Raw genomic sequence first — 24228 nt, forward strand, 5'->3', positions numbered from 1 at the left:
AGCGCCACGATGATCCTTCGTCAGATGATGTTTGCGGCCGCGCTGGCTTGCGCCGTGTGGCCTTCGACGGGCGCCGCCGCGGACCGCGACCGTTTCGGACGGGATCTCGACGCGTTCGTGACGCGGGCGCTGGAGCGCACCGAGGCCGTGCCCGGCCTGGCCATCGCCGTGGTCGACGGGCAGGGGACGGTGAAGACCGCCGGCTACGGCCTCGCCGACGTCGAGGCGCGTACGCCCGCCACGGCCCGGACGCCGTTCTACATCGCCTCCTCGACCAAGTCGTTCACCGCGCTCGCGGTCGCGGCCATGGCGGAGCGGGCCGAGCTCGACCTCGACGCGCCGCTCTCGCGCTGGGCGCCGGGCTCGCGTATCGCGCCTGAGTTCGCCGACAAGGTCAGCCTGAGCGACCTGCTGAGCCATCGCTCCGGCCTGCAGAACGACGCGCTGGCTTTCCGGCTGGCCTATAGCGGCGACTGGTCCGACAAGGGGCTGTGGGCGCTGACAGGCGAAACCCGGGCCAACGCCGACGCGCCCTACGGGACGTTCAGCTACACCAACACCGGCTACAACCTGGCCACCGTGCTGCTGCAGCACCGTTTCCATCGCGACTGGAGCGCCCTGGTCGAGAACGAGGTGCTCGACCCGCTGGGCATGACCCACACGACCGCCGACGTCGAGCGGGTCCGCCGGACCTCGGGCGTGGCGTGGGGGTATCTGGGCCTTCGCGCCGGCGAGCCGCAGCGCGCCTACCTGCAGAAGAGCGACGCGACCATGCATTCGGCCGGCGGGCTGGTCTCCACGGCCGACGACATGGCGCTGTGGCTCGAGGCCCAGGTGAACGACGGCGTGGTCCACGGCCGCCGCGTCTTCCCGGCCGGCCTGATCGCCTCGACCCACGTCCCGCGCGCCGAGCAGAACACGACCTTCGGGGCCTATACGCGCACCGGCTACGGCCTGGGCTGGCAGGTGGGCCGCTATCGCGACGACCTTCTGATCCATCACTTCGGCAACTTCGCCGGCTCGCGCGCCCACGTCTCGCTCATGCCCGAGCGCCGGCTGGGCGTGGCGGTGATGGTCAACGAGGACGCGGTCGCCGGCGAGCTGGCCGACCTGGTCGCCAACTACGTCTACGACTGGTTCGCCGGACGCCCCGACTTGGAGGCCGTCTACGACGCCGAGCTGACCAGGCTGGCCGAGCGCCGCGACGCGCGCCGCAAGGCGCTCGCGCAAGGCCGCGAGGCACGCCTTCAACGGCCCCGCCAGCTCAGCCTGCCGGACGCCGCCTACGCCGGAACCTATGTCAGCCCGGCGATGGGCACGATGAAGGTGCGCGCCACGCCCGACGGCCTGGAGCTGTCGATCGGGCTGCAGCATGCGCTGGCCGAGCCCTTCACCGCCCCCGAGAGCGTGCGGGTCGAGCTGACGCCGCTGCGCGGCGAGCCGGTGGTGTTCGGCCTCGCCGACGGGAAACCGAAGACCCTGACCTACGCCGGCTACACCTTCACCCGCCGGCCGTAGCCTCGTGCCGCGCCAGGGCCCCGCGCAACAGCTCGATCATGCGGGCGCGCAGGGAGGCGGGGGCCAGGATCTCGATCTGGTCTTCCCAGCTGAACAGGTGCCAGGCCAGTTCGCGCATGCCGCTGGCGTGGAAGCGCACCACGACCGAGCCGTCGGCCTGCGGCTCCAGCGTCTGGGTCGAGTGGAAGCGCCAGGCCAGGGCGTCCTCGGCCTTTTCCGGACGCACGCGCAGGACCACGTCCTCGACGGCGTCCTGGTAGATGCCGAACGACCGGTCGGCGAAAGCCTGCAGATCGAAATCGGGGGGAGGGGCGCTTGCCACGTCCTCCAGCACCTCGATCTGCTCGATGCGGTCCAGCCGGCGCGTCTTCGGCTCGGTCGAGCCCTGGTCGGCGGCGACCAGATAGTTCACCCGCGCGAAGATCAGGCCGTAGGGCGTCACCGTCCGCCAGGTCCCGGGCGCCGAGCCGCCGCGATAGACGAAGCGGACCGCCTTCATGGCCATCAGGGCGTGACGCACGGTGGCGACCACGCGCTGGTCTTCGGTCGAGCGCGGTCCGGCCTGCACGGCGGCGGCCTGGGCGCGCATTAACGCTTCGATGTCGGGGGCCATGCGCCGGCGGTCGGCGGCGCGCATGGCGCTGCGCACCTTCAGGTCCAGGGTCCGGAGCGCCTCGGCCCGGTCGGCCGCGCCGCGCAGTTCGAACTCGTCGACGGCGGCGCCCAGCGACACCAGCTCCTCGGCGGTCGGGCCCTGCAGGAAGCCGTCCAGGCCGCCGGGAATGCGGAAGCGCTTCGAAGAGCCGTCCGGGCTCTCGGTCATCTGCGGAAACAGCTGCCACAGCGCGTCGCGCATGCGCTCGGCCGTGCGCCGTCCGACGCCGGCGGCCTCGGCCATTTCGTCGAGGGTCAGCCCCTCGGCGCTGGCCGCCAGCCGGCGGGCCAGTTGAAGTAGAATCTCAGCCTTCTCGTGGCGCATGAAACCTACGACCGATTCTGACGCAATCGAAGCCTAGCTTGTCAGCATCAGACGGCAAGGAGCCTTCGCCATGACCCGCCAGATCGAAACCGCCGGCCTCGCCAGCCACACGCTGTGGCCGGGCCTGCGTTTCCGCCGCGGCCTGACGACGGCCGAGGTCGCCGTGGTGGTCCGACTGGGCGATCGGCGCGAGGAACTGGAGGACGGCCGGGTTCGGCTGCGCTTCAGCCGCAACCGTCTGGACCAGGTCAGCCGCACGCCGGGCGCCGACGTGCGCCGGCTGCAAGCGCTGAGCGTGATCTGGGACGAGCGCGAAGACGAAATCCTCGACATCCGCGAGGACCGTTTCCAGTGCTGGAGCGAAGAAGACGACCTGTGGCTCGAGGCGCGCTGCGCCTGAGCCCCATAATCATAATTTCGCATAATATATCTTAGGCGATATACGGATACGCCAATCCGGGCCGTCGGACGGCTCCAGGCCTTCAGCCCTCCCTGCGGATTCTCGTCAGACCGGCAGCGGCGCGTGCGGGCTGACCAGCCCTGCTTCGCGCAGTTCGCGCCAGAAGTCGGCCGGTACGACCTCGTCCAACGCGGCCCTGTCCTCGGCGATGCGGCTCGGCTGGCTCGCGCCCGGAATGACCGCCGCGACCGCCAAATTGGCCAGCGCGAACTGCAGGCCCGCCGCCTTCATGCTGACGCCGTACCGGTCGGCTATGGATTTGATCTGGGCGACCCTGGCCAGGATTTCAGGCTTTGCGGGCGCATATTCGAAGTTCGGACCGCCGACCAACGCGCCTGAGCTGTACGGGCCGCCCACGACGACGCCCAGGCCCCGCTCGGCGACGGTCGGCATCACGCGCTGGAGCGCGCGGTCGTGGTCGAGCAGCGTGTAACGGCCCGCCAGCAGGAAGCCGTCGGGCCTGCGCCCCTCGAGCGCCAGCAGGATCTCGATCGGCTCGACCCGGTTCACGCCCAGGCCCCAGGCCTTGATCACGCCTTCGTCCCGCAAACGGTCGAGCGCCTTGAACGCCCCCTTTCGCGCGGTTTCGAACACGCCCAGCCATTCGTCGCCGTAGAAGTCCTGGGCCACGTCGTGGACCCAGACGATCTCGATGCGGTCGGTTTGCAGCCGCACCAGGCTGTCCTCGATCGAGCGCAGGGTCGCGGCCTCGGAATAGTCGTTCACGATCTTGTTCGGGCGGCCGTATTTGAACACGTCGCCCTTCTCGCCCAGGTCGCGGGCGCCGACGTCCTCGACCTCGTCGAGGATGATCCGCCCGACCTTGGTGCTGATCGCGTATTCGCCGCGCGGCTTGCCGGCCAGCGCCTCGCCCATGCGCAGCTCGGCCAGGCCCGCGCCGTAGAACGGCGCGTTGTCGAAATAGCGGATGCCGTCCCGCCAGGCCGCTTCGACGGTCGCGCGCGCCTCGTCCTCGGGAATGTCGCGAAACATGTTGCCGAGCGGCGCGGCGCCGAAGCCCAGCTTGCCGGGCAGGATGCTCTTGAGCGACACGGTGCTGCCTCCGGTCCGTTATGAGCCCCTACAACGGCCGCGACGTGCGAATGGACGACATCGCCGCGGGCGCGCGTGCGTCGGTTGCGGACAATCCCCTGCGTAATCTCCGCATCAAACGCCGCTTCCGAAACCTGCCGATATGCGTTGCAATGGGGCGTCCAGCGTCCTAGAGGCCGCACCGATGCGCTTCGGGTCCTTCCGCTTCGCCGATCTCCGTCACGCCGCGTTCCTGACGCTGGCGACGGTGGCGATCGCGCTGAAGGTGCTGGTCCCGCCGGGCTTCATGCTGGCCACCGACGCGAGGCCCGACGTCGTGCCGATCGTGCTCTGCACGGCCTACGGCGCGAAAGTCGTCCACGTCGACGCCGACCAGGCCCCGCCGACCGACGAGCACCACGACGGCAAGACGGCTCACGACGCGCCCTGCGCCTTCACCGGCCACGCCGCCGCGCCGATCACGCCGATCGCCGCTCCGTTCGCCTATGCGAACGTCGCCCTGCCCGCACACCAGTTCGACGCCCCTGCCCTGGCCGCGCCCGGCCGTGGCCTGGCCGCCCCGCCGCCGCCGTCCCAGGCGCCGCCTTTCCGGATCTGACCGCCCGCGCTTCGGCCCGCCGCCGGAGCGCGCCGCCGCGTCTGCGACCGTCCCTTCGGGCCCACACCCAAGGACGGTGGACGACGCCGCGCCCGTCCCGCCGACGCGGCGCGTCCGATCAGAATTCCGAAGGTCCGGCAAAGGCTTAACGCCGCCGGCGAACGGCACACATGAAACGTCTCCTGCTGACCGGGGCCAGCCTCGCCCTGCTGGTCCACACCACCTCGGCCGCCGCCGACACCCCGGCCGAAGAACCGACCAGCGTCGACACGGTGATCGTCACCGCCACGCGCAACCCGCTTGATCCGCCCGTGGTGGCCGCCGCGCGCGCGCGGCTGTCGCGCACGCCCGGCGCGGTCTCCGTCGTCGCCGATGAGACCTTCGAGAACCGCACCGCCCAGGGCCTCGCCGATATGCTGCGCGACGTGCCGGGCGTCCTGACCCAGAAGCGCTACGGCGAGGAATCGCGCATTTCGATCCGCGGCTCGGGCGTCGGCCAGGGATTCCACCAGCGCGGCGTGCTGCTGGCCCAGGACGGCGTGCCCTTCGCCGACCCGGACGGCTTCTCCGACTTCCAGGGCATCGACCCTCTCACCGCCCGCTACATCGAGGTCTATCGCGGCGGCAACGCGATGCGCTTCGGCGGTTCGCAGCTGGGCGGCACGGTCAACATCGTCACGCCGACGGGCCGGACGGCGGAGTCGGACTACCTGCTGCGGCTGGAGGGCGGCTCGTTCGGCACCCTCCGTGCGCAAGGCTCGGTGGCCAGGGTCAGCGGCGACTGGGACGTCTACGCCAACCTCGACGGCATGACGGTGGACGGCTGGCGCGACCAGAGCAGCCAGACCCAGGCGCGGGCCACCGCCAACGTCGGGCGGGCCTTCGGCGAGAACGGCGAGGTCCGCCTGATCGTCTATGGCGCGGACATCCAGCAGGAGGTGCCGGGCACGCTCAACCTGTTCCAGGCCCTGAACGCGCCGCGGACCGCGCCGCTGAACAACATCGTCAACGACAACGCCCGCGACCAGAGCTTCCTGCGCACGACCGTGCAGACCCGCTGGCGGATCGGCGAGAACACCACCTTCGAGGGCGCGGTCTACGGCACGACCAAGAGCCTGTTCCACCCGATCTTCCAGGTGGTCGACCAGGAGAGCCAGTCGCAGGGCGCCTTCGGCCGGTTCGACTGGGCGGGCCAGGTCGCCGGGCTGAAGGCCGATCTCTACTATGGCGGCTTCTACCGGCAGGGTGATCTCAAGGCGAAGCAGTTCGTCAATGTCGGCGGCGACCGCGGCGCCCAGACGGTGGACGCCACCCAGGAGGCCTCGGGCCTGGACCTGTTCGCCGAGGGCCGGCTGTTCGTGCAGCCCGAGCTGGCCCTGGTGGCCGGCGGGTCGTGGGGCCACGCCTCGCGCGACTTCGACCGCCGCTTTCCCACACCGTTTTCGGCGTCGGAGGACTTCGAGTGGTTCGCGCCGCGCGTCGGCGTGATGTGGCAAGCCGAGAGCGGGCCGCAGGTCTACGCCAACGTCACCCGCTCGGTGGAGCCGCCGACCTTCGGCGCGCTGGTGCAAGGGACCGCCGCCAGCTTCGTGCCCGTCGACGAGCAGAAGGCCTGGACCGCCGAGCTCGGCACGCGCGGCCGGCAGGGGCGCGTCACCTGGGACCTGGCGATCTACCGCTCCGAGATCGACGGCGAGATGCTGAACTTCGTGGTCGATCCGGCCAAGAACATTCCGGCCGCCACCTTCAACGCCGGGAACACGATCCACCAGGGCGTCGAGGCGGCGCTGGACTGGCGCATCCCCCTCCCCGCCTCGAGCGTGGGCGGCCTGTCGCTGCAGCAGACCTACACCTACAGCGACTTCCGCTTCGACGGCGATGCGGTCTACGGCGACAACCGCCTGCCGGTCGTGCCCGAGCACCAGTACCAGGCCGAGCTGACCTACAACCATCCGTCCGGCTGGTTCCTGGCCCCGGCGGTGCAGTGGCGGCCCAAGGGCGTCTATGTCGACTACGCCAACACCTTCCGCGCGCCGGGCTTCACGGTCTGGTCGCTGAACGCCGGCTGGGATTTCGACAACGGCGTCACCGCCTTCGTCGACGCCCGCAACCTGACCGACCAGCGCTACGTCGCCGAGTTCAGCGCCGTGCCGATCGCCACGACGGCCAGCGCGGTCTTTTACCCAGGTGAAGGCCGCGGCGTGTTCGGCGGCCTGCGTTACCGGTTCTGAGTAAGCTCATGACAACGCTGTCCCCCGACGCTTCCGCCCCCGCCGGCGCCCTCTATCGGGCGGTCTGGCGCTGGCACTTCATCGCCGGCCTGCTGGTGTTGCCTTTCCTGGCCTCGCTGGCGATCACCGGCGGGCTGTACCTGTTCAAGGACGAGATCAACGCCGTCCTCTACCGCGACCTGACGACCGTGTCGGCGCAAAGCGCCTCGTTCCTGACGCCCGACGACTGGGCCGCGAGCGCCGCGGCCGAGCTGGACGGGCGCGTGGTCCAGGTCGCCCCGCCTGAGCGGCCGACCGAGGCGGCGCGCCTGATCGTCGACGTCGGCGGCGGCGAGCGGCTGAGCGCCTACGTCGATCCGTACGACGCCCGCCTGATCGGCGCGACGCCCGAAGGCGGGGTGATGGACCTGATCAAGCGGATCCACAGCCTCGACCAGTTCGGATTCTGGGCCAATTGCCTGATCGAGATCGCCGCCGGCTGGGCCGTCGTGCTGGTCGCCACCGGCGTCTACCTGTGGTGGCCTCGCGGCCAGAGAGGCGGCGTCGTCACCGTGCGCGCCACGCCCAGGCGCCGGGTGTTCTGGCGCGACCTGCACGCCGTCACCGGCCTGTTCGCCGGGGCCTTCGTGGTGTTCCTGGCGGTCACCGGCATGCCCTGGTCGGCGGTGTGGGGCAAGCAGGTCCAGCGGATGAGCACGGAGGCCGGCCTCGGCCGCCCGACCGCGCCCAGCGCCTCGACCTCCAACCACGACGGCCACGCCGACCTGCCCTGGGCGCTGGAGGCCCGGCCGACGCCGATGTCTTCGGCGGGCCGCCAGCCGATCGGCTTCACCCAGGCCGCGATGGTCGGCCAGGCCGCCGGCCTGCCCCGCCCGTTCGCGATCAACGCGCCCAAGGGGCCGGGCGGCGTCTATTCCCTCGCCTACCGGCCCGACCGGGTGGAGGACACCCGCACCCTCTATGTCGACCAGTACGACGGGCGGGTGCTGGGCGACGTCGGCTATCGCGCCTACGGTCCGGCCGCCAAGGCCATCGAATGGGGCATCTCGGTCCACCAGGGCCAGCAGTACGGCCGCGCCAACCAGCTGCTTATGCTGGCCGGTTGCCTGGGCCTGCTGATGCTGACGATCACCGCGCCGGTGATGTGGTGGAAGCGCCGGCCCAAGGGCTCCGGCCTGGCCGTGCCGCCGGCCCCGGCCGATCCGCGCGTCGGTCGCGGCCTGCTGGCGGTGATCGCGCCCATCGCGGTGTTCTACCCGCTGGTCGGCGCCTCGCTGCTGGCGGCGCTGGCGGCGGAATGGGGCTGGGGTCGGGTCAGGGCGGCGGGCTGGCCGCGGCCGTGACGGTGTCGGCGGACGGGCCGACCCACTCCCAGTGCCAGGGCTCGAACACGTAGTTCACGAAGCCGAAGCGGTGGGCGTTCTCGACCATCCAGCGATAGGCCGGCGAGCGGGTCTGGTGCAGGCGGTTCTCGAAGGTGACCGAGTCCGCCGTCTGCCCCTCGACCCAGCCGACATTCACGTCGACGGCGGTGCCGGTGCGATGCGGCGAGCAGGCCGCCCGGCGCGCCCCGTCGCAATTGCCCTCGGCGGTGCAGCGGGCTTCGTCGGAGGCCGGATCGCGGTAGCCCGAGAACAGGGTCAGCGCGGTCGGGTCGTTGCGGATCGCCGGCACCTCGGCGCGGGCGGCGTCGACCATGCGCCGCCAGGCGGACAGCACTTCAGGCCGCAACTGGCGGCCTTCGCGCGCGAAGGTCTCTTCGTTGGTCGGGATGGTGGTCAGCTGGACCGGAGTCGGGCCTTCCGGACACTCGCCGTTGAGACGGGCCATGACGAAGGGGCGGCGTTCCTGCAGCACGCCCTTCAGCACCTCGAAGGTGTCGGGCCCGAACTCGCCGTCGCCCGGGAGGTTGTAGCGCAGCTGCCAGGTCGCCAGCGCCTGGGCGAAGGCCGGCGTGCCGAAGCCGCAGGTCGTGCCGATCTCGTGCGCCATCAGCGGCGCATAGGCCTCCCAGCCGTGCTCCTCGACCCCGAACGGGGCCCAGACCAGGGTGTCCAGCTTCTCGGCGTTGTGGCGAGCGGCCTCGCGGAACCGGACCTCGGCGTCGCCGCAGGAGGCGTACTTGCGCGTGACCGCCGGGACGCTCACCGAGGCCATCGCCGCGATCGGCGCCCCCGGCGCGACCGGGCCCAGCGGCGCGCAGGCACCCGAGTCCGCCGCCAGGAGGACCGCCAACACCGCCGCACCGAGCCTGGTCATCGCGAGGAAAGCCTGCATCCAGCCAGAAGAACCGTGGCTGGAGAAGAAAACAACCCCCAGGCGACCAGCGTTCGACGGCAGCTGACAAATTGTCGCGACTGCGGCGGGGCGCCGCACTTCTCGTCGGGTTGCGAATAACTACGCCCTGATTTCGCGCCGATTTCACATAGCGCCGCTCTCCCTGCGGCGGATGGGCACAATTCACGGACCGCGGTTCGGCGGGCAAGTTCGCTTCACCGAACGGGCCATGGGGACGACGGCGGTGGACAGGATTGATCGGAAGGAAGCCCGGGGGGCGGGCGTGGCGCGGATAGCGACCCTTGCCGGACTCCTGTTCACCGTCGTCGCGGCTCTTCTTGCCATGCCGCGGGGCGTGCTCGCCGCCGGCGGCTCGGTCGCCCTGGTCGCGGCCGCGGGCTTCAGCCTCGCCGCCGCCTGGATGGCGCTGAATCCTCAGCCGAAACCCGTGCCGATCCCGCTGCGCGTGCGCGACCGCCGCGCGCCGGTCCGGCCCTTCCGCGACTGAGCCTGAGGCGGCGCTCGCCCGCCTGAGCCTTGCCGCCGCGCTCCTGCGAAGCTCTGATCGCCCTCGAACGGGCCTGAGTCGCCCCTTGTCAGGAGCGACCGATGTCGCAGCCCTCGTCTCCCGCACGACGCAGCAACTGGGTGCTGGCCGCCTTCTCGCTGCCCTGCCTGCCCTACGCGGCGCTGGGCCTGCCGCTCGCCGCGGTGCTGCTCAACTACTACGCCAGCGACGCGGTGGGCCTGCCCCTGACCCTGGCCAGCCTGGCCTTCTTCGCCGTACGCGGCATCGACATCTTCTTCGACCCGATCGTCGGCTGGGGCATGGACCGCACCCGCAACCGCTGGGGCCCCTACCGCACCTGGATCACCGCCGGCACGCCGATCCTGATGATCGCCACCTGGATGATCTTCATGGTCAAGCCGGGGGCGAGCTTCGCTTACCTGTTCGTCTGGCTCTTGGTGCTCTACGCCGGCTTCTCGATCTGCACCCTGGCCCAGCTGGCCTGGGCGGCGGTGCTGTCCCCAGACTACGACCAGCGCTCGCGCACCTACGGCTGGTGGCAGGCCTTCAACATCATCGGCGTGCTGATCGCCCTGTTCATTCCGGTGGTGGTGCTGAAGGCGATGGGCGGCACCTTCACCGAAGGGGTGCACGCCATGGGCTGGTTCATCCTGATCGCCCTGCCCGTCACCCTGGCGGCCAACCTGCTGTTCGTGCCCGAGCCGAAGCCGCAGCAAGAGACCCCGCACGGCGGCCTGTCGGCCTATCTCGAACTGTTCCGTCGGCCGGCGGTGCGCAAGATCCTGATCTGCGACCTCTTGCTGGGCCTGGCGCCCGGCATCACCGGCGCCCTGCTCTACTATTTCTTCGAGAGCGTGAAGGGCTTCGAGCGCTCGCAGAGCCAGATGTTCCTGGTGATCTACTTCGTCGCCGGCCTTGTCGGCGCGCCGTTCTGGAGCTGGCTGGCCACCCGGCTCGGCAAGGACCGAGCCCTGCAGATCGCCAGCGTGGCCTATGCGGTCGTCTATCTGACCGTCGGCTTCGTTCCGGCCGGGAACTTCAACCTGACCGCGGCGGCCCTGTTCGTGGCCGGCCTGCCCTACGCCGCGGGCCTGTTGCTGCTGCGCGCGATGATGGCCGACATCGGCGACCAGGTCCGCCTTGAGACCCGCCAGGACCGCATGGGCCTGCTGTTCTCGTTCCTGAGCCTGACCACCAAGCTGGGCTACGCCCTGTCGGCGGTCGCCGGCTACATCCTCGGCCTCGCCGGGTTCAACACCAGCGAAGGCGCGGTGAACAGCGACCAGGCGCTCACCGTGCTGCAGGTGCTGTTCCTGGGCGCCCCGACCCTGCTGCTGCTGCTGGCCGCCTGGTCGCTGAAGCGCTATCCGCTGACCCGCGAAAGCCACGCCGAGATCCTGGCCGGCCTGCGGGCGCGCGACGCTCTGGCGGCCAAATCCACGGCCGGGTAGACGCTTCGCCCATGACCGACGCCCCCTCCCCCATGCAGCGCCTGCTCGACGTCATGGCGCGGCTTCGCGACCCGAACGGCGGCTGTCCGTGGGACGTGGAGCAGACCTTCGCCACCATCGCGCCCTACACGGTCGAAGAGGCCTACGAGGTCGCCGACGCCATCGAGCGCAACGACATGAAGGAACTGAAGGTCGAGCTGGGCGACCTCTTGTTCCAGGTGGTGTTCCACAGCCGCATGGCCGAGGAGCAGGGCCTGTTCCGCTTCGACGACGTGGCCGAGGCCATGGCCGAGAAGCTGATCCGTCGCCACCCGCACGTGTTCGGCGGCGGCGACAGCCGCACCGCCGACGAGCAGACCGTCGCCTGGGAGACTCAGAAGGCGGCCGAGCGGAAGGCCAAGCAGCAGCACGGCGTGCTCGACGACGTCCCCGTCGGCCTCCCGGCCCTGACCCGGGCGGTGAAGCTGACCAGGCGCGCTGGCCGCGTCGGCTTCGACTGGCCGACGACCGCCGAAGTGCTGGAGAAGCTGCGCGAGGAGATCGCCGAGCTGGAGGCCGAAATCGAGGCCGGCGACATGGCCAAGGCGCGAGAGGAACTTGGCGATTTCCTGTTTGTCGTCGCGAACCTGGCTCGCAAACTGGATGTGGAGCCTGAGGACGCGCTGCGCGCCGCCAACGCGAAGTTCGTCCGCCGCTTCCACCACATCGAGGCTCGCCTGGCCGAGACTGGCCGCACGCCCGAGCAGTCGACCCTGGAAGAGATGGACGGCTTCTGGAACGAGGCGCGTGCGGCCGACAAGACGCGCTAGCGTACACGCCGGATTCAGCCTGCCGCGGCGATCTTGGGCGGATGATCGCTGTCCGCATTCTCGTCGCCTGCGCCCTCGCCGCCCTGATCCCGTCCATGGCCCTGGCCGCGCCCCCGCCCACGGCGGTCGTCGTGGCCTCGCCCGGTTCGGCCAACGGGCCGCTGGTGCAGATCGGCGAGCGCCTGGTGGCCGCCATGGCGCGCGACGGTACGATCGACGCCGTGCCGCCCGCCCTGTCGACCGCGGCCTATCGCGATTGCCTGGCGCGAGCCGGAAACGCTCGCCTGGCCTGCCTGCGCGACGTGCTGGAGGCCACGCCCGGCGGCACGCCGCAGGTGGTGATGGTGCTGGACGCGGCGGGGCCTGAGAACACGGTCGCCATGTCCTGCGTCGGCCGTGGCGGCGCGCGCGCCCACGCCCTGCGCCTGTCGCTCGACCGCGCGCTGGACGACCAGCCGGTCTACCGCGCCGAAGCCCGCAAGATCAGGAACGAGGCGGCCCGCTGCATCACCGCCGCCCGGGGCGACGCCTTCAAGGCCGACGCCGGCTCGACCCCGCCCCTGGTCGGGACCTGGCGGCTGGAGATGGCCTACGACTGCGCCGACGACGGCAGCACCGGCGAGCGCAGCTGGACGACCCAGGTCCCGCTGCGCGCCCTGACCTTCCGCACCGACGGGCGGTTCAGCGCCAGCTTCGCCCACGTTGAGCCGACGGCCGACTACGCCGGCGTCTGGCGGGCGGATTCGGAGACCGGCCACCTGCTGCTGATCCCCGACCGCGACACGCGCAGCCCCGAAGGGGCCGACTTCGACGGCCGCTACGAGGTGGACGGCGGCGGGGTGCTGCGCCTGGACGACATGTGGCTGGGCAGCCCCGGCGAAACCGGCTGCGGCATGACCTTCGCGCGAACCGCCGGGCGCTGACGTCGCGCCACCGTCACGGTTTTCTGCTCAGCTCGGCCTTGCGGACGAACCGTGGCCGCGCGACAGAAAACAGCGGTCTCTCAGCCAGGGTTTCGAGTGATGAATTTCCGGAAGTTCGCCGCCACGACGGCGCTGGTCGCGATGGCCGCTTCGGCCCCGGGCGCGGCTTTGGCGTGGGGCGCGGCCGGTCACCGCATGATCGGCACGGCCGGCGCCCAGGCCCTGCCGGCGGAGGTCCCCGCCTTCCTGCGCGCGCCCGGCGTGGCCGCGCAGATCGGCGAGCTGGCGCGCGAGCCCGACCGCTCCAAGGGCGCTGGCCAGCCGCACGACGGCATGCGCGACGCCGCCCACTTCATCGACCTGGACGATCAGGGGCGCGTCTTGGGCGGCCCCGCGATCGACGAATTACCTACGCTTTTCAACGACTACGACGGCGCTTTGCGTGCCGCGGGTCAGGATCCGGTGAAGGCCGGCTGGCTATCCTACGCCATGGTCGACGGCTGGCAGCAGCTGGTGCGCGACTTCGCCCTGTGGCGGGCCGCGGCGGCCGGCGAGCGGTACGCCAAGGACCCGGCCCGCAAGGCATGGCTGGCCGCCGACCGCGCGCGCCGCGAACAGCTCATCATCCGCGACCTGGGGACCTGGGCCCACTACGTCGGCGACGCCAGCCAGCCGCACCACACCTCGGTGCACTTCAACGGCTGGGGCGACTATCCGAACCCGCAGGGCTTCACCAACGCCCGGGTGCACGGCCCGTTCGAGGGCAAGTTCGTGTTCGACAACGCCGCCCTGGCCGACGTGCGCGCCGGCATGGCCGAGCCGAAGGCCTGCGTGGGCCCGTTCAAGGCGTGCGTGACCGCGCTGCTGAAGACGACCAACGCCACCGTCGTGCCGTTCTACGCCTTGGAAAAGGCCGGCGGCTTCCAGCCGGGCGACGCGCGCGGCAAGACCTTCGCGACCGAGCGGCTGGCCGCCGGCGCCTCGGCCCTGCGCGACTTCACCGTCGACGCCTGGCGCGCCAGCGCCGAGGCCAAGGTCGGCTGGCCGGAGGTTTCGGTGAAGGCGATCGAGGCCGGCCAGATCGACCCGTACGACTTCCTGTACGGGACGGATTGAGGCCTACCGAACTAGGAGCTCCTTCTCCCCTTTGCGGGAGAAGGAGGGCCCCGCACGCCGGAGCGAAGCGAAGGCCCGTGCGGGAGGATGAGGGGGCCTGCCGCCGTCGGCGACCTCGCACTCCTCGTCCGCAACCTTCGTCGCGAAAACCCCTCTTCCTCCCGCGCAGCCCTTCGGCTCCGCCTCCGGGGCGCGGGCTCGGTCCTTCTCCCACAAGGGGAGAAGGATCAACGCCGCCGATCTTCCAGCCGCGCGGCCAGGGACGACGTGTCCCAGCGGGCGCCGCCCATGGCCTGGACCTCGGAGTAGAACTGGTCGACCAGCGCGGTCAGGGCCAGGTTGGCGCCGTTGGCGCGCGCCTCGTCCAGCACCAGGCCCAGGTCCTTGCGCATCCAGTCGACCGCGAAGCCGAAGTCGAAGCGGTTCTCGGCCATGGTCTTCCAGCGGTTGTCCATCTGCCACGACTGGGCGGCGCCCTTGCTGACCGCCTCGTAGGCCGCAGTCGTGTCCAGGCCCGCGCATTTGGCGAAGTGCACCGCCTCGGCCAGGCCCTGGACCACGCCGGCGATGCAGATCTGGTTGACCATCTTGGTCAGCTGGCCGGCGCCGGCCGGGCCCATCAGCCGCGTCGCCTTGGCGTATGCGCCCAGCACCGGCTCGACCCGGGCGAAGGCGGCCGCGTCGCCGCCGGCCATGACGGTCAGGGTCCCGTTCTCGGCCCCGGCCTGGCCGCCGGAGACCGGCGCGTCCAGGAAGGTGCGGCCGCCGGCGGCGGCCAGCTCGGCCATCTCGCGGGCGACCTTGGCGGAGGTGGTGGTGTGGTCGACGATCACCGCGCCCGGCGCCAGCACCGGCAGGGCCTCGGTCACCACCTGGCGCACGTCGTCGTCGTTGCCGACGCACAGCACGAACAGCTCGACGCCCTCGGCCGCCGCCTTCGCGGTCGTCGCCCAACGGCCGCCGTGCGCCTCAGCCCAGGCCTCGGCCTTGGCGGGAGAGCGGTTGAAGACCGTCACGTCGTGGCCGGCGCGCTTGAGGTGACCCGCCATCGGCGCGCCCATGACGCCCATGCCGGCGAAGGCGATCTTCATGCTCAGTCCCCTACTGGTCGGCCGTAGCGGCCGCGGAAATACAGAAGCCCGTCGCCCGGGCGGCTGTCGAAGGCCACCACGCGGCCGACGATGATCACGTGGTCGCCCATCTGGATGCGGTCGTGGGTGACGCACTCGAAGCGGGTCATCGCCCCGGCCAGCATGGGCGCGCCCTCGGGCCCGCGCTCGATCTCGTCCGGCGCCAGGCGGCAGGCCCCGAAGGCGAACCGCTCGGAATGGGCCTGGTCCTCGGTCGCCAGCACGTTCACGGCGAAGCGCTCGGCGGTGTGGAAGACGTGGCGGCGGTCGGATTCGTCGCCCAGGCACCACAGCACCAGCGGCGGCTCCAGCGACACCGAGGTGAAGGAGTTCACCGTCAGGCCCAGCGCGCCAGCCTGGTCCTCGGCCGTGATCACGGCCACGCCGGTGGCGAAGGTGCCCAACGCGCGGCGGAAGGAAAGCGAAGTCTCTGAGTCCACGACGGCTCCTTACGCCGCCGTGCCTAGAGCCTTCCCGCTTCGGATGGAAGCATCCGAAGCGGAAGAGAAGGCTCTAATGCGAAGTTCGGAGCGCGGCAGGCGCCGAAACCGGCCTCCACTTTCGGCTGCCGCGCTCCGGCCGCGACGCGCGCTGGCGCAACCTCGCAGGCGGCAACCTCGCCTTAACCTTGTTCAAGCGAAGGTCGCGCACGCGCTAGAAGGGTGCTGCGTCGATGGCGATGAACGAACGCCCGATCCTGATCAAGAAGGTCAAGAAGGGGGGCGCCCACGCTCACCACGGCGGCGCCTGGAAGGTCGCCTACGCCGACTTCGTGACCGCGATGATGGCCTTCTTCCTACTGATGTGGCTGATCAACACGACCAGCCCTGAGCAGAAGCGCGGCATCGCCGACTACTTCGCCCCAGCCAGCGTCAGCCAGTCGACCAGCGGCTCGGGCGGCATCCTGGCTGGCACGGCGCTGGGCGAGGACGGCGTGAAGTCCGAGGGCTCGATGTCGGTCATCCAGCAGATGGCCCCGGAAGCCCCGCCGACCGCGCCCGACGACCAGGGCACCAACCCCAACATCGGCGCCGTCGACGTCTCCGACGCCAGCGAAGCCGCCCTGCGCAAGGAACTGGCCGCCCGCGAGGAGGCCGCCTTCCAGAGCGCCGCCCAGTCGCTGCGCCAGGCCATGCAGGACATGCCCGAACTGGCCGAACTGTCGAAGAACATCATGATCGACCAGACCCCCGAGGGCCTGCGCATCCAGATGGTCGACCAGGAAGGCCGCTCCATGTTCGAGACCGGCTCGGCCAAGCCCAATGAACGCGCCCGCCTGCTGCTGCGGGCGATCTCGCGGGTGATCAACCAGCTGCCGAACCGCATCACCATCACCGGCCACACCAGCGCCAGCGCCGACCGCGGCAAGAACGAAGGCGACTGGACCCTGTCCGGCGCCCGCGCCAACGCCGCCCGCCAGATCCTGCAGGGCTCGGGCGTGGACGCCGACCGCGTCTACCAGGTGGCCGGCAAGGCGGCGTCGGATCCGCTGTATCCGGACGATCCGACCCTGGCCGGCAACCGCCGCATCGCCATCGTGCTGTTGCGCGAAGCCCCCGTTCTGCCGACCGAGACGAGCCTGTGAAGCGGATCGGCCTTGCGGGCGTTTCCGAAGTGAGCGCTAATCTCGAGTGAGACCTTTCAGGCCGCAGCGGTGACCCAGCACTTTCCGACACGCCAGCTCCGGTTCTTCCTAACGGCGCCGTCGCCCTGCCCGTACCTGCCCGGCCGCGACGAGCGGAAAGTGTTCGCGCATCTGCCGCTGTCCGACGGGGCCCAGGTCAACGACGCCCTCACCCAGGTCGGTTTCCGCCGCAGCCAGAACATCGCCTACCGGCCAGCCTGCGAGGCCTGCGACGCCTGCGTCTCGGCCCGAATCGTCGTCCCGCAGTTCCAGTTCTCGAAGTCCGAGCGCCGGGTGCTGGAGCGCAACGAGGGCCTGACCCGCCACATCGTCGAGGCCGAGGCCACGATGGAGCAGTTCGACCTGCTCCGCCGCTATCTGATGGCCCGCCACGCCCACGGCGGCATGAGCGACATGACCTGGCCCGACTATGTGGCCATGGTCGAGGACACCGCCGTGCGCACCCACCTGGTGGAGTACCGTACGGCCTCGGCCGACGGCGGCCCGGGCGACCTGGTGGCCTGCGTGCTGGTCGACCTGCTCGCCGACGGCCTGTCGCTGGTCTACAGCTTCTACGATCCGAACCAGCCGAAGGGCAGCCTCGGCTCCTTCGTGATCCTGGACCACGTCGTCCAGGCCAAGCTGCAGGGCGTGCCCTACGTCTATCTCGGCTACTGGGTCCGCGGCTCGGAGAAGATGGCCTACAAGGCCCGCTACCGCCCGCTGGAGGTGCTGCGGCCCGGCGGCTGGGTCGCCTACGAGGAACCGGTCGAGGGTCCCGAGCTTTCCGACGAGCAGGAATAGACGGATCCACAGCTCACCGACGGAAGGCCCCTCGCATGAGCCCCTCCGACGAGACGGCCACGCCCCGGCGCAGCCTGATCTGGCGACGCCAGGACGACGCCAGCTTCGAACATTTCCGGCTCTACGACGCGCCCGGCGGCTTCGACCTGGTCGGGCGGGTGATCGTCGCCGAACAGGGCAAGCCGCTGACCGTCGACTACCGCCTGCGCGCCTGCAACGGCTGGCGCTCGCGCGAGGTGGAGGTGACCCAGAACTACGACGGCGTCACCCGGCGGATGCAGATGGCCAAGGTCGACGACCAGTGGTGGGTGGGCGCGCACGACCGGCTGGACCTGTCCAGCTGCATGGACATCGACCTGGCGGTCACGCCGTCGACCAACGTCCTGCCGATCCGGCGCCTGGGCGTCGCGGTCGGGGCCAGCGCCGACATCCAGGCGGCGTGGGTGCAGTTTCCGTCGCTGGAGATCGTGCCCACCCCGCAGCGCTACGAGCGCCTCGACGAGCGCCGCTGGCGCTACAGCGGGCTCAGCACGGACTTCACCGCCGAGCTCGAGGTCGACGAGGACGGCCTGCCGATGGAGTACGAGGGGATCTGGACCCGGATCGCCAATCTCCCCCCTCTGGGGGGAGGAGCCGCCTGAAGGGCGGCGATGGGGGGCTCGCCCTGGCGCGACGGAAACCGCTGCGCCAAGCTGGAGCCCCCTCCACCACGCTACGCGTGGTCCCCCTCCCCCACCGCTGCGCTCGGGGGAGGAGTAGCCGGCTTGATCGTCACGCTCTCGCCGCAGCCGCAGGCGTCGGTTTCGTTCGGGTTCCGGAACACGAATTTCGACGCCAGCTGGGTGGTCTCGTAGTCGATCTCGGCGCCGATCAGGAACAGCACGGCCTTGGGATCGATCAGGACGGTGACGCCCTTGTCCTCGACCACTTCGTCGACCGGCGAGGCGGCCTCGGCGTACTCCAGGACATACTCCTGGCCGGCGCAGCCGCCGTTCTTCACGCCGACGCGCAGGCCGACATAGGGCTTGTCGGCGCGGGCCATGATCGCCTTGACGCGCTCGGCCGCGGCCTCGGTCAGGGTGACGACCTTGGGCCTCGGGCGGCGCGGACGGGGCTGGACCTGGGTTTCCATCAGAACATGTTCAGCTGAAGCTTGGCTTCGTCGCTCATGCGCGAGGATTCCCACGGCGGCTCGAACACCAGGTTGACGGTGCAGGAGCGCAGGCCGTCGATCTTCATCACCGCGTCGTGCACCCAGCCCGGCATTTCGCCGGCCACCGGACAGGCCGGCGCGGTCAGGGTCATGTCCACGACCACGTCGCGGTCGTCGGACACGTCGACCTTGTAGATCAGGCCGAGCTCATAGATGTCGACCGGGATCTCCGGGTCGAACACCGATTTGAACTGCTCGATCAGACGCTCGGTGAGCGTCTCCAGCTCCTCGGGCGACAGCGCCGAGGCAGTCTCGGTTTCGGAAGCCAGTTCCATCTCGGCGGCCTTGATCGTTCCGTCGTCCATACTCGTCACGCGAAGAAGCTGCGCGCCTTGATCAGCGCGTCGGCGAAGGCGTCAGCGTCCTCCACCGTGTTATATAGGGCGAAAGACGCCCGGGCGGTCGAGGTCAGGCCGAAACGCCGCATCAGCGGCTCGGCGCAGTGCATGCCGGCGCGCACCGCCACCCCGTACTTGTCGAGAATCTGGGCGATGTCGTGAGCGTGGGCGTCGGCGACCGTGAAGGTCAGGATCGCCCCCTTGCCCGGCGCCTGGCCGATCACCCGCAGCCAGTTGTGCCCGTCCAGCCGCTCAAGCGCGCGCTGGTAGAGCGCCTTTTCGTGGGCGTGCACGGCGTCGCGGTCGAACTGCGACAGCCAGTTCAGCGCCGCGCCCAGCGCGATCGCCTCCAGGATCGGCGGGGTGCCGGCCTCGAAGCGCGCCGGCGGCTCGGCCCAGGTGCACAGGTCGGGCGTGACCTGGGCGATCATCTCGCCGCCGCCCTGGTAGGGCGGCATGTCGGCCAGCACCTCGGCCTTGCCGTACAGCACGCCGATGCCGGTCGGGCCGTACAGCTTGTGGCCGGTGCAGACGTAGAAGTCGCAGTCGATGTCCTGCACGTCAGGCGCGGCGTGCACCGCGCCCTGGCAGCCGTCGATCAGCACCTTGGCCCCGGCGGCGTGGGCGGCTTCGACCACGGCCTTGATCGGGTTGATGGTGCCCAACACGTTGGACATGTGGGTGACGGCGACGATCTTCGTCTTCTCGCCGATCAGCCCGCGCAGGGCCTCCAGGTCCAGCACGCCGTCGTCGGTGATCGGCGCGAAGCGCAGCACCGCACCGCGGCGTTCGCGCAGCAGGTGCCAGGGCACGATGTTGGAGTGGTGCTCCATCTCGGTGACGACGATCTCGTCGCCCGGCTTGATGGACTGGCCCAGCGACGCGGCCACCAGGTTCACGGCCTCGGTGCCGCCCTTGGTGAAGACGATCTCCGACGAGGCCTTGGCGTTCAGGAAGCGCGCGACGGTCTCGCGGGCGTCCTCGTAGGCCTGCGTCGTCTCGTTGGCGAGCGTGTGCAGGCCGCGGTGGACGTTGGCGTAGGAGGTCTCCATCGCCTGGGTCAGGGCGTCGATCACCGCGCGCGGCTTCTGGGCCGAGGCGGCGCTGTCCAGATAGACCAGCGGCTTGCCGTTGATCTGGCGCGACAGGATCGGGAACTGGGCCTTGGCCGCATACGGGTCGAAGGCGGCGGTGATGCTCGGGGACACGGCGGTCACAGCAGGGCCTCCAGGCGTTCGGCCAGCCAGGCCTGAGCGGCTTCGCGCGCGCCCTCGTGCTCAATGCGGTCGGTGACCTCGCCCAGGAAGGCCTGGGTCAGCATCACGCGGGCCTCGTGCTCGGGCACGCCGCGGGCGCGGGCGTAGAACAGGGCGTTCTCGTCCAGCGCGCCGATGGTGTTGCCATGGGCGCAGGAGACGTCGTCGGCGTAGATCTCCAGCTCCGGCTTGGCGTCGATCTCGGCCTTGTCCGACAGGATCAGCGCGTGGTGGCCCATGCGCGCGTCGGTCTGGTCGGCCCCGCGGTCGACGACGATGCGGCCCTGGAACACGCCGCGCGCGCTGTCTGCGACCACGCCCTTGGTCAGCTGCGAGGTCACGCCGCCGACGCCCTGGTGGTCGACCACGGTGGTCAGGTCGGCGTGGCGCGAACCGGCCAGCACGTAGAGGCCGTCGAGACGCACCGACGCGCCGTGGCCCGGGTGGTTCACGCGGGTCTCGTGGCGCTGCAGCTTGGCGCCCGAGGCCAGGACGGTGTGCTCATAGCGGGCATGCGGCGCGACGGTCACGTCGGCGACGGAGACGGAGATCACGTCTTCCGGCTCTTCTAGCAGCACCACGCGGGTCAGGCGGGCGCCCTCGCCCACTTCGAAGGTCAGGCCGACGTTGGACGCATAGGCGCTGCCCGCGCCCTCGTAGCTCTCCAGCACCAGCAGTTCGGCCCCGGCAGGCACGACCACGGTCGCGCTCGCCTGGTGGCCGGTGCTCTGGGCGTCGGACACGAAGCGCAGGCGCAAGACGCCAGCGCCTTCGAAGCGGGCCTCGGAGGCGGCGTCGACGGTCAGGCCGTTGCCGAAGGCGATCTCCTGGCCGCCCAGCGCCGCGAACGGCCCGCCAGGCGCGACCACGATCGCCGGCGACACCGCCGGCGCCTCGCGCAGGAAGCGCTTCAGGTCGCTCCACTTCCAGTCCTCGACCCGGCGGGTCGGGAAGGTGGACGCGTCCCTCAGATCAAGGCGGACGGGAGCGTTCACGCGGCCTCCGCGGCGTAACGGTCGTAGCCGGTGCGCTCGAGCTCAAGGGCCAGTTCCGGCCCGCCGGAGGCGACGATGCGGCCGGCGGCCAGCACGTGCACCTTGTCGGGGCGGATGTAGTCGAGCAGGCGCTGGTAGTGGGTGATGACCAGCATGGAGCGGTCGGGCGCGCGCAGCGCGTTCACGCCTTCCGAGACGATGCGCAGGGCGTCGATGTCGAGGCCCGAGTCGGTCTCGTCGAGGATCAGCAGCTTGGGCTCCAGCAGGGCCATCTGCAGCACCTCCATCCGCTTCTTCTCGCCGCCGGAGAAGCCGACGTTGAGCGGCCGCTTCAGCATGTCGAAGTCGATGCGGAGTTCCTTGGCCTTCTGCTTGACCAGCTTGAGGAATTCCGGGGCCGAGACCTCCCCTTCCCCGCGCGCCTTGCGTTGCGCGTTCAGCGCCGTGCGCACGAAGGTCAGCGCCGGCACGCCGGGGATCTCCAGCGGGTACTGGAAGGACAGGAACAGCCCCTTGGCGGCCCGCTCGTTCGGCTCCAGGGCCAGCAGGTCCTCGCCGTTCAGGGACGCCGTGCCGGCGGTCACCTCGTAGCCGTTGCGGCCGGCCAGGGTGTAGCCGAGCGTCGACTTGCCCGCGCCGTTCGGCCCCATGACCGCGTGCACCTCGCCCGCGGGCACGTCCAGGGACAGCCCCTTCAGGATCGGCTTGTCGGCGACGGAGACCTGGAGATTGTCGATCTTAAGCATGGGCATTCCAAACAGTTCGCGCCGCCGTCACCCTCGGGGAGGAAGGGAGGCGAGCCATCAATCGTGTTCCACCAGGAGCTTCGCCAGCGCCTGCTCGATGTCCTCGATCGAGCGGACCGGCACCTCGGTGACGCGGTAGTCGTCGGCGCGCTTCACCTCGTAGTTCATGGTGAAGTTGCCTTCGGCCGTGACCTGGACCGTGATCATGATCGGGCCCGGATCGATCTTCAGCTCGTCGTCGAACAGCTCGACCTCGGCCTGGATCTGATCCATCAGCTCGCGGTCGTCGCGGATCTCGCGATAGAAGGCGCGCAGCCGCTCGCGGGCCTGCTCGTAGGGCGCGCGCGCGGACTCTTCGGCCGCCCGCTTGCGATCCAGCTCGGCCTTGTAGGCGTCTTTCAGGCCCATCAGCCGACGCTCCCTTCCAGCGAAATCGCGACCAGCTTCTGGGCCTCGACGGCGAACTCCATCGGCAGCTCCTGCAGCACCTCGCGCACGAAGCCGTTGACCAGCAGCTGCACCGCCTCCTCCTGGGAGAGGCCGCGCTGCATGGCGTAGAACAGCTGGTCTTCCGACAGGCGGGTGGTGGTCGCCTCGTGCTCGAACTGGGCCGAGCCGTTGCGGGCCTCGACGTAGGGCACGGTGTGCGCGGCGCACTCCTTGCCGATCAGCAGGCTGTCGCACTGGGTGAAGTTGCGCGCGCCCTTCGCCTTCGGGTGGGCCGAGACCAGCCCGCGGTAGGTCGAGACCGACTTACCCGCCGACACGCCCTTGGCGATGATCCGCGAGCGGGTGTTGGCCCCCAGGTGGATCATCTTGGTGCCGGTGTCGGCCTGCTGGCGGCCGTTGGTGATGGCGATCGAGTAGAACTCGCCCACCGACCCTTCGCCCTTGAGGATGCAGGACGGGTACTTCCAGGTGACGGCCGAGCCGGTCTCCACCTGAGTCCACGACACCTTCGAGCGGTCGCCGCGGCAGTCGGCGCGCTTGGTGACGAAGTTGTAGATGCCGCCCTTGCCGGTCACCGGATCGCCCGGCCACCAATTCTGGACGGTGGAGTACTTGATCTCCGCGTCCTCCAGGGCGACCAGCTCGACCACGGCGGCGTGCAGCTGGTTCTCGTCGCGCATGGGGGCGGTGCAGCCCTCCAGGTACGAAACGTAAGCGCCCTTGTCGGCGATGATCAGGGTGCGCTCGAACTGGCCGGTGTTCTCCGCATTGATGCGGAAATAGGTCGACAGCTCCATCGGGCACCTAACGCCCGGCGGGATGTAGACGAACGAACCGTCGGAAAACACGGCGGAATTCAGCGCCGCGAAGTAGTTGTCCGAGACCGGAACGACCGAGCCCAGGTACTTCTTCACCAGCTCCGGGTGCTCGCGCAGGGCTTCCGACATGGACATGAAGATCACGCCCGACTTGGCCAGTTCCTCGCGGAAGGTGGTGACGACCGAGACGCTGTCGAACACGGCGTCGACGGCGTACTTCGGCGCGCCCTCGACCCCGGCCAGGACCATCTGCTCCTTGAGCGGGATGCCCAGCTTTTCGTAGGTGGCCAGGATCTCCGGATCGATCTCGTCCAGGCTCTTCGGCTTCGCCTTGGTGCGGGGCGCGGCGTAGTAGTGCAGGTCCTGGTAGTCGACCGGGGTGTAGTCGACCTTGGCCCAGGTCGGCTCTTCCATGGCCAGCCAGCGCTCGAAGGCGGCCAGGCGCCATTCCAGCATCCACTCCGGCTCGCCCTTCTTCTCGGAGATGAAGCGGACGATGTCGGCGTTCAGGCCCTTGGGCGCGAACTCCTGCTCGATGTCGGTGACGAAGCCGTGCTTGTACTTCTCAAGCCCGGCGACGGTTTCGATGGTTTCCTGGGAGACGCTCATCAACTCACCTCACGCCGCGCTGCGCTTGCGCGCGACCTGCCGCTCGCGGGCCGCAAGCCACGCGTCGGCGAATGCATTCCAATGGCCTTCCGTGGAGGCCCAGCCGCCCGAAGCCCTCAGGCCGCCCGCCGCCAGGGCTTCCAGCCCCATGGCGTTCAGCACCCGGCTCGGCTTCACCTTGCCGGACGAACAGGCCGCGCCGGCGCTGACCATCACCCCGGCCAGGTCCAGCGCGATCACCTGCAGCTCGCTCGTCCAGTCGGGGACGGCCACACAGAGCGTGGTCGACGGCGACCTGGAG

The 24228-nt window shown here is 70.2% G+C and carries 25 protein-coding genes and 1 pseudogene; 13 read left to right on the plus strand and 13 right to left on the minus strand.

The genetic code is table 11. The features are described from left to right. Positions 1-9: 9 nt before the first annotated feature. Entirely contained in the window at positions 10-1518 is a 1509-nt protein-coding gene (locus G3573_RS01305) for a serine hydrolase domain-containing protein (protein ID WP_163259040.1), read from the plus strand. Here G3573_RS01305 and G3573_RS01310 read toward each other — a convergent pair. Next, a complete protein-coding gene (locus G3573_RS01310) occupies positions 1502-2497 on the minus strand; it encodes a WYL domain-containing protein (RefSeq protein WP_163259041.1) in 996 nt (331 codons plus the stop codon). The two genes, G3573_RS01305 and G3573_RS01310, sit on opposite strands and share 17 nt — an antisense overlap. Positions 2498-2567: 70 nt before the next feature. Here G3573_RS01310 and G3573_RS01315 point away from each other — a divergent pair, with 70 nt between their 5' ends. Then, positions 2568-2897, plus strand: a complete 330-nt coding sequence (locus G3573_RS01315; protein ID WP_163259042.1) for a hypothetical protein — start codon at positions 2568-2570, stop codon at positions 2895-2897. Between the two features lie 105 nt (positions 2898-3002). Here the strand turns inward: G3573_RS01315 and G3573_RS01320 are convergent, their stop codons facing one another. Continuing rightward, positions 3003-4010, minus strand: a complete 1008-nt coding sequence (locus G3573_RS01320) for an aldo/keto reductase (protein WP_163259043.1) — start codon at positions 4008-4010, stop codon at positions 3003-3005. Positions 4011-4194: 184 nt separating this feature from the next. On the opposite strand from G3573_RS01320, the gene G3573_RS01325 reads away from it, so the two are divergent. The 3 genes from G3573_RS01325 to G3573_RS01335 all read left to right on the plus strand — a co-directional run bounded on the left by G3573_RS01325 (position 4195) and on the right by G3573_RS01335 (position 8182). Further along, the gene (locus G3573_RS01325) at positions 4195-4608 is read left to right on the plus strand and encodes a DUF2946 family protein (protein ID WP_240454449.1); all 414 of its coding nucleotides are present in this window, start codon (positions 4195-4197) and stop codon (positions 4606-4608) included. A 170-nt stretch (positions 4609-4778) separates the two neighbouring features. Further along, complete coding sequence (locus tag G3573_RS01330) at positions 4779-6839, plus strand: TonB-dependent receptor (RefSeq protein ID WP_163259044.1); 2061 nt, start codon at positions 4779-4781, stop codon at positions 6837-6839. 8 nt (positions 6840-6847) lie between these two features. After that, positions 6848-8182 (plus strand): PepSY domain-containing protein, encoded by a 1335-nt coding sequence (locus tag G3573_RS01335; RefSeq protein ID WP_163259045.1) that lies wholly within the window; start codon positions 6848-6850, stop codon positions 8180-8182. Here the strand turns inward: G3573_RS01335 and G3573_RS01340 are convergent. Continuing rightward, on the minus strand, positions 8154-9098 hold the full coding sequence (locus G3573_RS01340; RefSeq protein WP_163259046.1) for a M15 family metallopeptidase: 945 nt from the start codon (positions 9096-9098) through the stop codon (positions 8154-8156). The two genes, G3573_RS01335 and G3573_RS01340, sit on opposite strands and share 29 nt — an antisense overlap. 247 nt (positions 9099-9345) lie before the next feature. Between G3573_RS01340 and G3573_RS01345 the strand changes: the two genes are divergently transcribed. The 5 genes from G3573_RS01345 to G3573_RS01365 all read left to right on the plus strand — a co-directional run bounded on the left by G3573_RS01345 (position 9346) and on the right by G3573_RS01365 (position 13944). Next, the gene (locus G3573_RS01345; RefSeq protein WP_163258988.1) at positions 9346-9624 is read left to right on the plus strand and encodes a hypothetical protein; all 279 of its coding nucleotides are present in this window, start codon (positions 9346-9348) and stop codon (positions 9622-9624) included. A gap of 101 nt (positions 9625-9725) precedes the next feature. Continuing rightward, entirely contained in the window at positions 9726-11096 is a 1371-nt protein-coding gene (locus G3573_RS01350; RefSeq protein ID WP_163259047.1) for an MFS transporter, read from the plus strand. Between the two features lie 11 nt (positions 11097-11107). Beyond that, a complete protein-coding gene (mazG, locus tag G3573_RS01355) occupies positions 11108-11905 on the plus strand; it encodes a nucleoside triphosphate pyrophosphohydrolase (RefSeq protein ID WP_163259048.1) in 798 nt (265 codons plus the stop codon). A 41-nt stretch (positions 11906-11946) separates the two neighbouring features. After that, a complete protein-coding gene (locus tag G3573_RS01360) occupies positions 11947-12828 on the plus strand; it encodes a hypothetical protein (protein ID WP_163259049.1) in 882 nt (293 codons plus the stop codon). A gap of 99 nt (positions 12829-12927) precedes the next feature. Beyond that, on the plus strand, positions 12928-13944 hold the full coding sequence (locus tag G3573_RS01365) for a S1/P1 Nuclease (RefSeq protein ID WP_163259050.1): 1017 nt from the start codon (positions 12928-12930) through the stop codon (positions 13942-13944). A gap of 227 nt (positions 13945-14171) precedes the next feature. Here G3573_RS01365 and G3573_RS01370 read toward each other — a convergent pair whose 3' ends face one another. After that, on the minus strand, positions 14172-15035 hold the full coding sequence (locus tag G3573_RS01370) for an NAD(P)-dependent oxidoreductase (protein ID WP_163259051.1): 864 nt from the start codon (positions 15033-15035) through the stop codon (positions 14172-14174). Positions 15036-15037: 2 nt separating this feature from the next. Beyond that, the gene (locus G3573_RS01375) at positions 15038-15514 is read right to left on the minus strand and encodes a flavin reductase family protein (RefSeq protein WP_163259052.1); all 477 of its coding nucleotides are present in this window, start codon (positions 15512-15514) and stop codon (positions 15038-15040) included. Positions 15515-15747: 233 nt separating this feature from the next. On the opposite strand from G3573_RS01375, the gene G3573_RS01380 reads away from it, so the two are divergent. From G3573_RS01380 to G3573_RS01390, 3 genes are all read left to right on the plus strand, one after another. Then, positions 15748-16659 carry a flagellar motor protein MotB gene (locus tag G3573_RS01380; protein ID WP_163259053.1) on the plus strand — a complete coding sequence of 304 codons (912 nt, stop codon included), beginning with the start codon at positions 15748-15750 and terminating at the stop codon, positions 16657-16659. Between the two features lie 69 nt (positions 16660-16728). Next, positions 16729-17502 (plus strand): arginyltransferase, encoded by a 774-nt coding sequence (locus G3573_RS01385; protein ID WP_163259054.1) that lies wholly within the window; start codon positions 16729-16731, stop codon positions 17500-17502. Between the two features lie 35 nt (positions 17503-17537). Further along, positions 17538-18143 (plus strand): putative glycolipid-binding domain-containing protein, encoded by a 606-nt coding sequence (locus tag G3573_RS01390; protein WP_163259055.1) that lies wholly within the window; start codon positions 17538-17540, stop codon positions 18141-18143. A gap of 71 nt (positions 18144-18214) precedes the next feature. On the opposite strand, the gene G3573_RS01395 is transcribed toward G3573_RS01390, so the two are convergent. From G3573_RS01395 to G3573_RS01430, 8 genes and pseudogenes are all read right to left on the minus strand, one after another. Beyond that, positions 18215-18634 carry an iron-sulfur cluster assembly accessory protein gene (locus G3573_RS01395; RefSeq protein ID WP_163259056.1) on the minus strand — a complete coding sequence of 140 codons (420 nt, stop codon included), beginning with the start codon at positions 18632-18634 and terminating at the stop codon, positions 18215-18217. Then, positions 18634-18990: an SUF system Fe-S cluster assembly protein gene (locus G3573_RS01400; protein ID WP_163259068.1), complete on the minus strand. Its 357-nt coding sequence runs from the start codon at positions 18988-18990 to the stop codon at positions 18634-18636. The genes G3573_RS01395 and G3573_RS01400 overlap by 1 nt, the downstream gene beginning before the upstream one ends. A 35-nt stretch (positions 18991-19025) precedes the next feature. After that, on the minus strand, positions 19026-20261 hold the full coding sequence (locus G3573_RS01405; RefSeq protein ID WP_163259069.1) for a cysteine desulfurase: 1236 nt from the start codon (positions 20259-20261) through the stop codon (positions 19026-19028). A 5-nt stretch (positions 20262-20266) separates the two neighbouring features. Beyond that, positions 20267-21304, minus strand: coding sequence for a Fe-S cluster assembly protein SufD (gene sufD, locus G3573_RS01410; RefSeq protein WP_163259057.1), 1038 nt, complete (start codon positions 21302-21304; stop codon positions 20267-20269). Further along, positions 21301-22050: a Fe-S cluster assembly ATPase SufC gene (sufC, locus tag G3573_RS01415; RefSeq protein ID WP_163259058.1), complete on the minus strand. Its 750-nt coding sequence runs from the start codon at positions 22048-22050 to the stop codon at positions 21301-21303. Before sufC ends, sufD begins: the two co-directional genes overlap by 4 nt. A gap of 57 nt (positions 22051-22107) precedes the next feature. Continuing rightward, positions 22108-22458 carry a hypothetical protein gene (locus G3573_RS01420; RefSeq protein ID WP_163259059.1) on the minus strand — a complete coding sequence of 117 codons (351 nt, stop codon included), beginning with the start codon at positions 22456-22458 and terminating at the stop codon, positions 22108-22110. After that, the gene (sufB, locus tag G3573_RS01425) at positions 22458-23927 is read right to left on the minus strand and encodes a Fe-S cluster assembly protein SufB (RefSeq protein WP_163259060.1); all 1470 of its coding nucleotides are present in this window, start codon (positions 23925-23927) and stop codon (positions 22458-22460) included. Before sufB ends, G3573_RS01420 begins: the two co-directional genes overlap by 1 nt. 9 nt (positions 23928-23936) lie before the next feature. Then, a pseudogene (locus G3573_RS01430) lies at positions 23937-24228 on the minus strand (cysteine desulfurase); the annotation flags it as partial.

The organism is Caulobacter sp. 17J65-9 (assembly GCF_010975005.1).
Lineage (GTDB): Bacteria > Pseudomonadota > Alphaproteobacteria > Caulobacterales > Caulobacteraceae > 17J80-11.

Coding starts and splice junctions, on each gene's coding strand:
- G3573_RS01305 (WP_163259040.1), top strand. CDS start 10: ATGATCCTTCGTCAGATGATGTTTGCGGCCGCGCTGGCTTGCGCCGTG.
- G3573_RS01310 (WP_163259041.1), bottom strand. CDS start 2,497: ATGCGCCACGAGAAGGCTGAGATTCTACTTCAACTGGCCCGCCGGCTG.
- G3573_RS01315 (WP_163259042.1), top strand. CDS start 2,568: ATGACCCGCCAGATCGAAACCGCCGGCCTCGCCAGCCACACGCTGTGG.
- G3573_RS01325 (WP_240454449.1), top strand. CDS start 4,195: ATGCGCTTCGGGTCCTTCCGCTTCGCCGATCTCCGTCACGCCGCGTTC.
- G3573_RS01330 (WP_163259044.1), top strand. CDS start 4,779: ATGAAACGTCTCCTGCTGACCGGGGCCAGCCTCGCCCTGCTGGTCCAC.
- G3573_RS01335 (WP_163259045.1), top strand. CDS start 6,848: ATGACAACGCTGTCCCCCGACGCTTCCGCCCCCGCCGGCGCCCTCTAT.
- G3573_RS01340 (WP_163259046.1), bottom strand. CDS start 9,098: ATGACCAGGCTCGGTGCGGCGGTGTTGGCGGTCCTCCTGGCGGCGGAC.
- G3573_RS01345 (WP_163258988.1), top strand. CDS start 9,346: ATGGGGACGACGGCGGTGGACAGGATTGATCGGAAGGAAGCCCGGGGG.
- G3573_RS01350 (WP_163259047.1), top strand. CDS start 9,726: ATGTCGCAGCCCTCGTCTCCCGCACGACGCAGCAACTGGGTGCTGGCC.
- mazG (WP_163259048.1), top strand. CDS start 11,108: ATGACCGACGCCCCCTCCCCCATGCAGCGCCTGCTCGACGTCATGGCG.
- G3573_RS01360 (WP_163259049.1), top strand. CDS start 11,947: ATGATCGCTGTCCGCATTCTCGTCGCCTGCGCCCTCGCCGCCCTGATC.
- G3573_RS01365 (WP_163259050.1), top strand. CDS start 12,928: ATGAATTTCCGGAAGTTCGCCGCCACGACGGCGCTGGTCGCGATGGCC.
- G3573_RS01370 (WP_163259051.1), bottom strand. CDS start 15,035: ATGAAGATCGCCTTCGCCGGCATGGGCGTCATGGGCGCGCCGATGGCG.
- G3573_RS01380 (WP_163259053.1), top strand. CDS start 15,748: ATGGCGATGAACGAACGCCCGATCCTGATCAAGAAGGTCAAGAAGGGG.
- G3573_RS01390 (WP_163259055.1), top strand. CDS start 17,538: ATGAGCCCCTCCGACGAGACGGCCACGCCCCGGCGCAGCCTGATCTGG.
- G3573_RS01395 (WP_163259056.1), bottom strand. CDS start 18,634: ATGGAAACCCAGGTCCAGCCCCGTCCGCGCCGCCCGAGGCCCAAGGTC.
- G3573_RS01400 (WP_163259068.1), bottom strand. CDS start 18,990: ATGGAACTGGCTTCCGAAACCGAGACTGCCTCGGCGCTGTCGCCCGAG.
- sufC (WP_163259058.1), bottom strand. CDS start 22,050: ATGCTTAAGATCGACAATCTCCAGGTCTCCGTCGCCGACAAGCCGATC.
- G3573_RS01420 (WP_163259059.1), bottom strand. CDS start 22,458: ATGGGCCTGAAAGACGCCTACAAGGCCGAGCTGGATCGCAAGCGGGCG.
- sufB (WP_163259060.1), bottom strand. CDS start 23,927: ATGAGCGTCTCCCAGGAAACCATCGAAACCGTCGCCGGGCTTGAGAAG.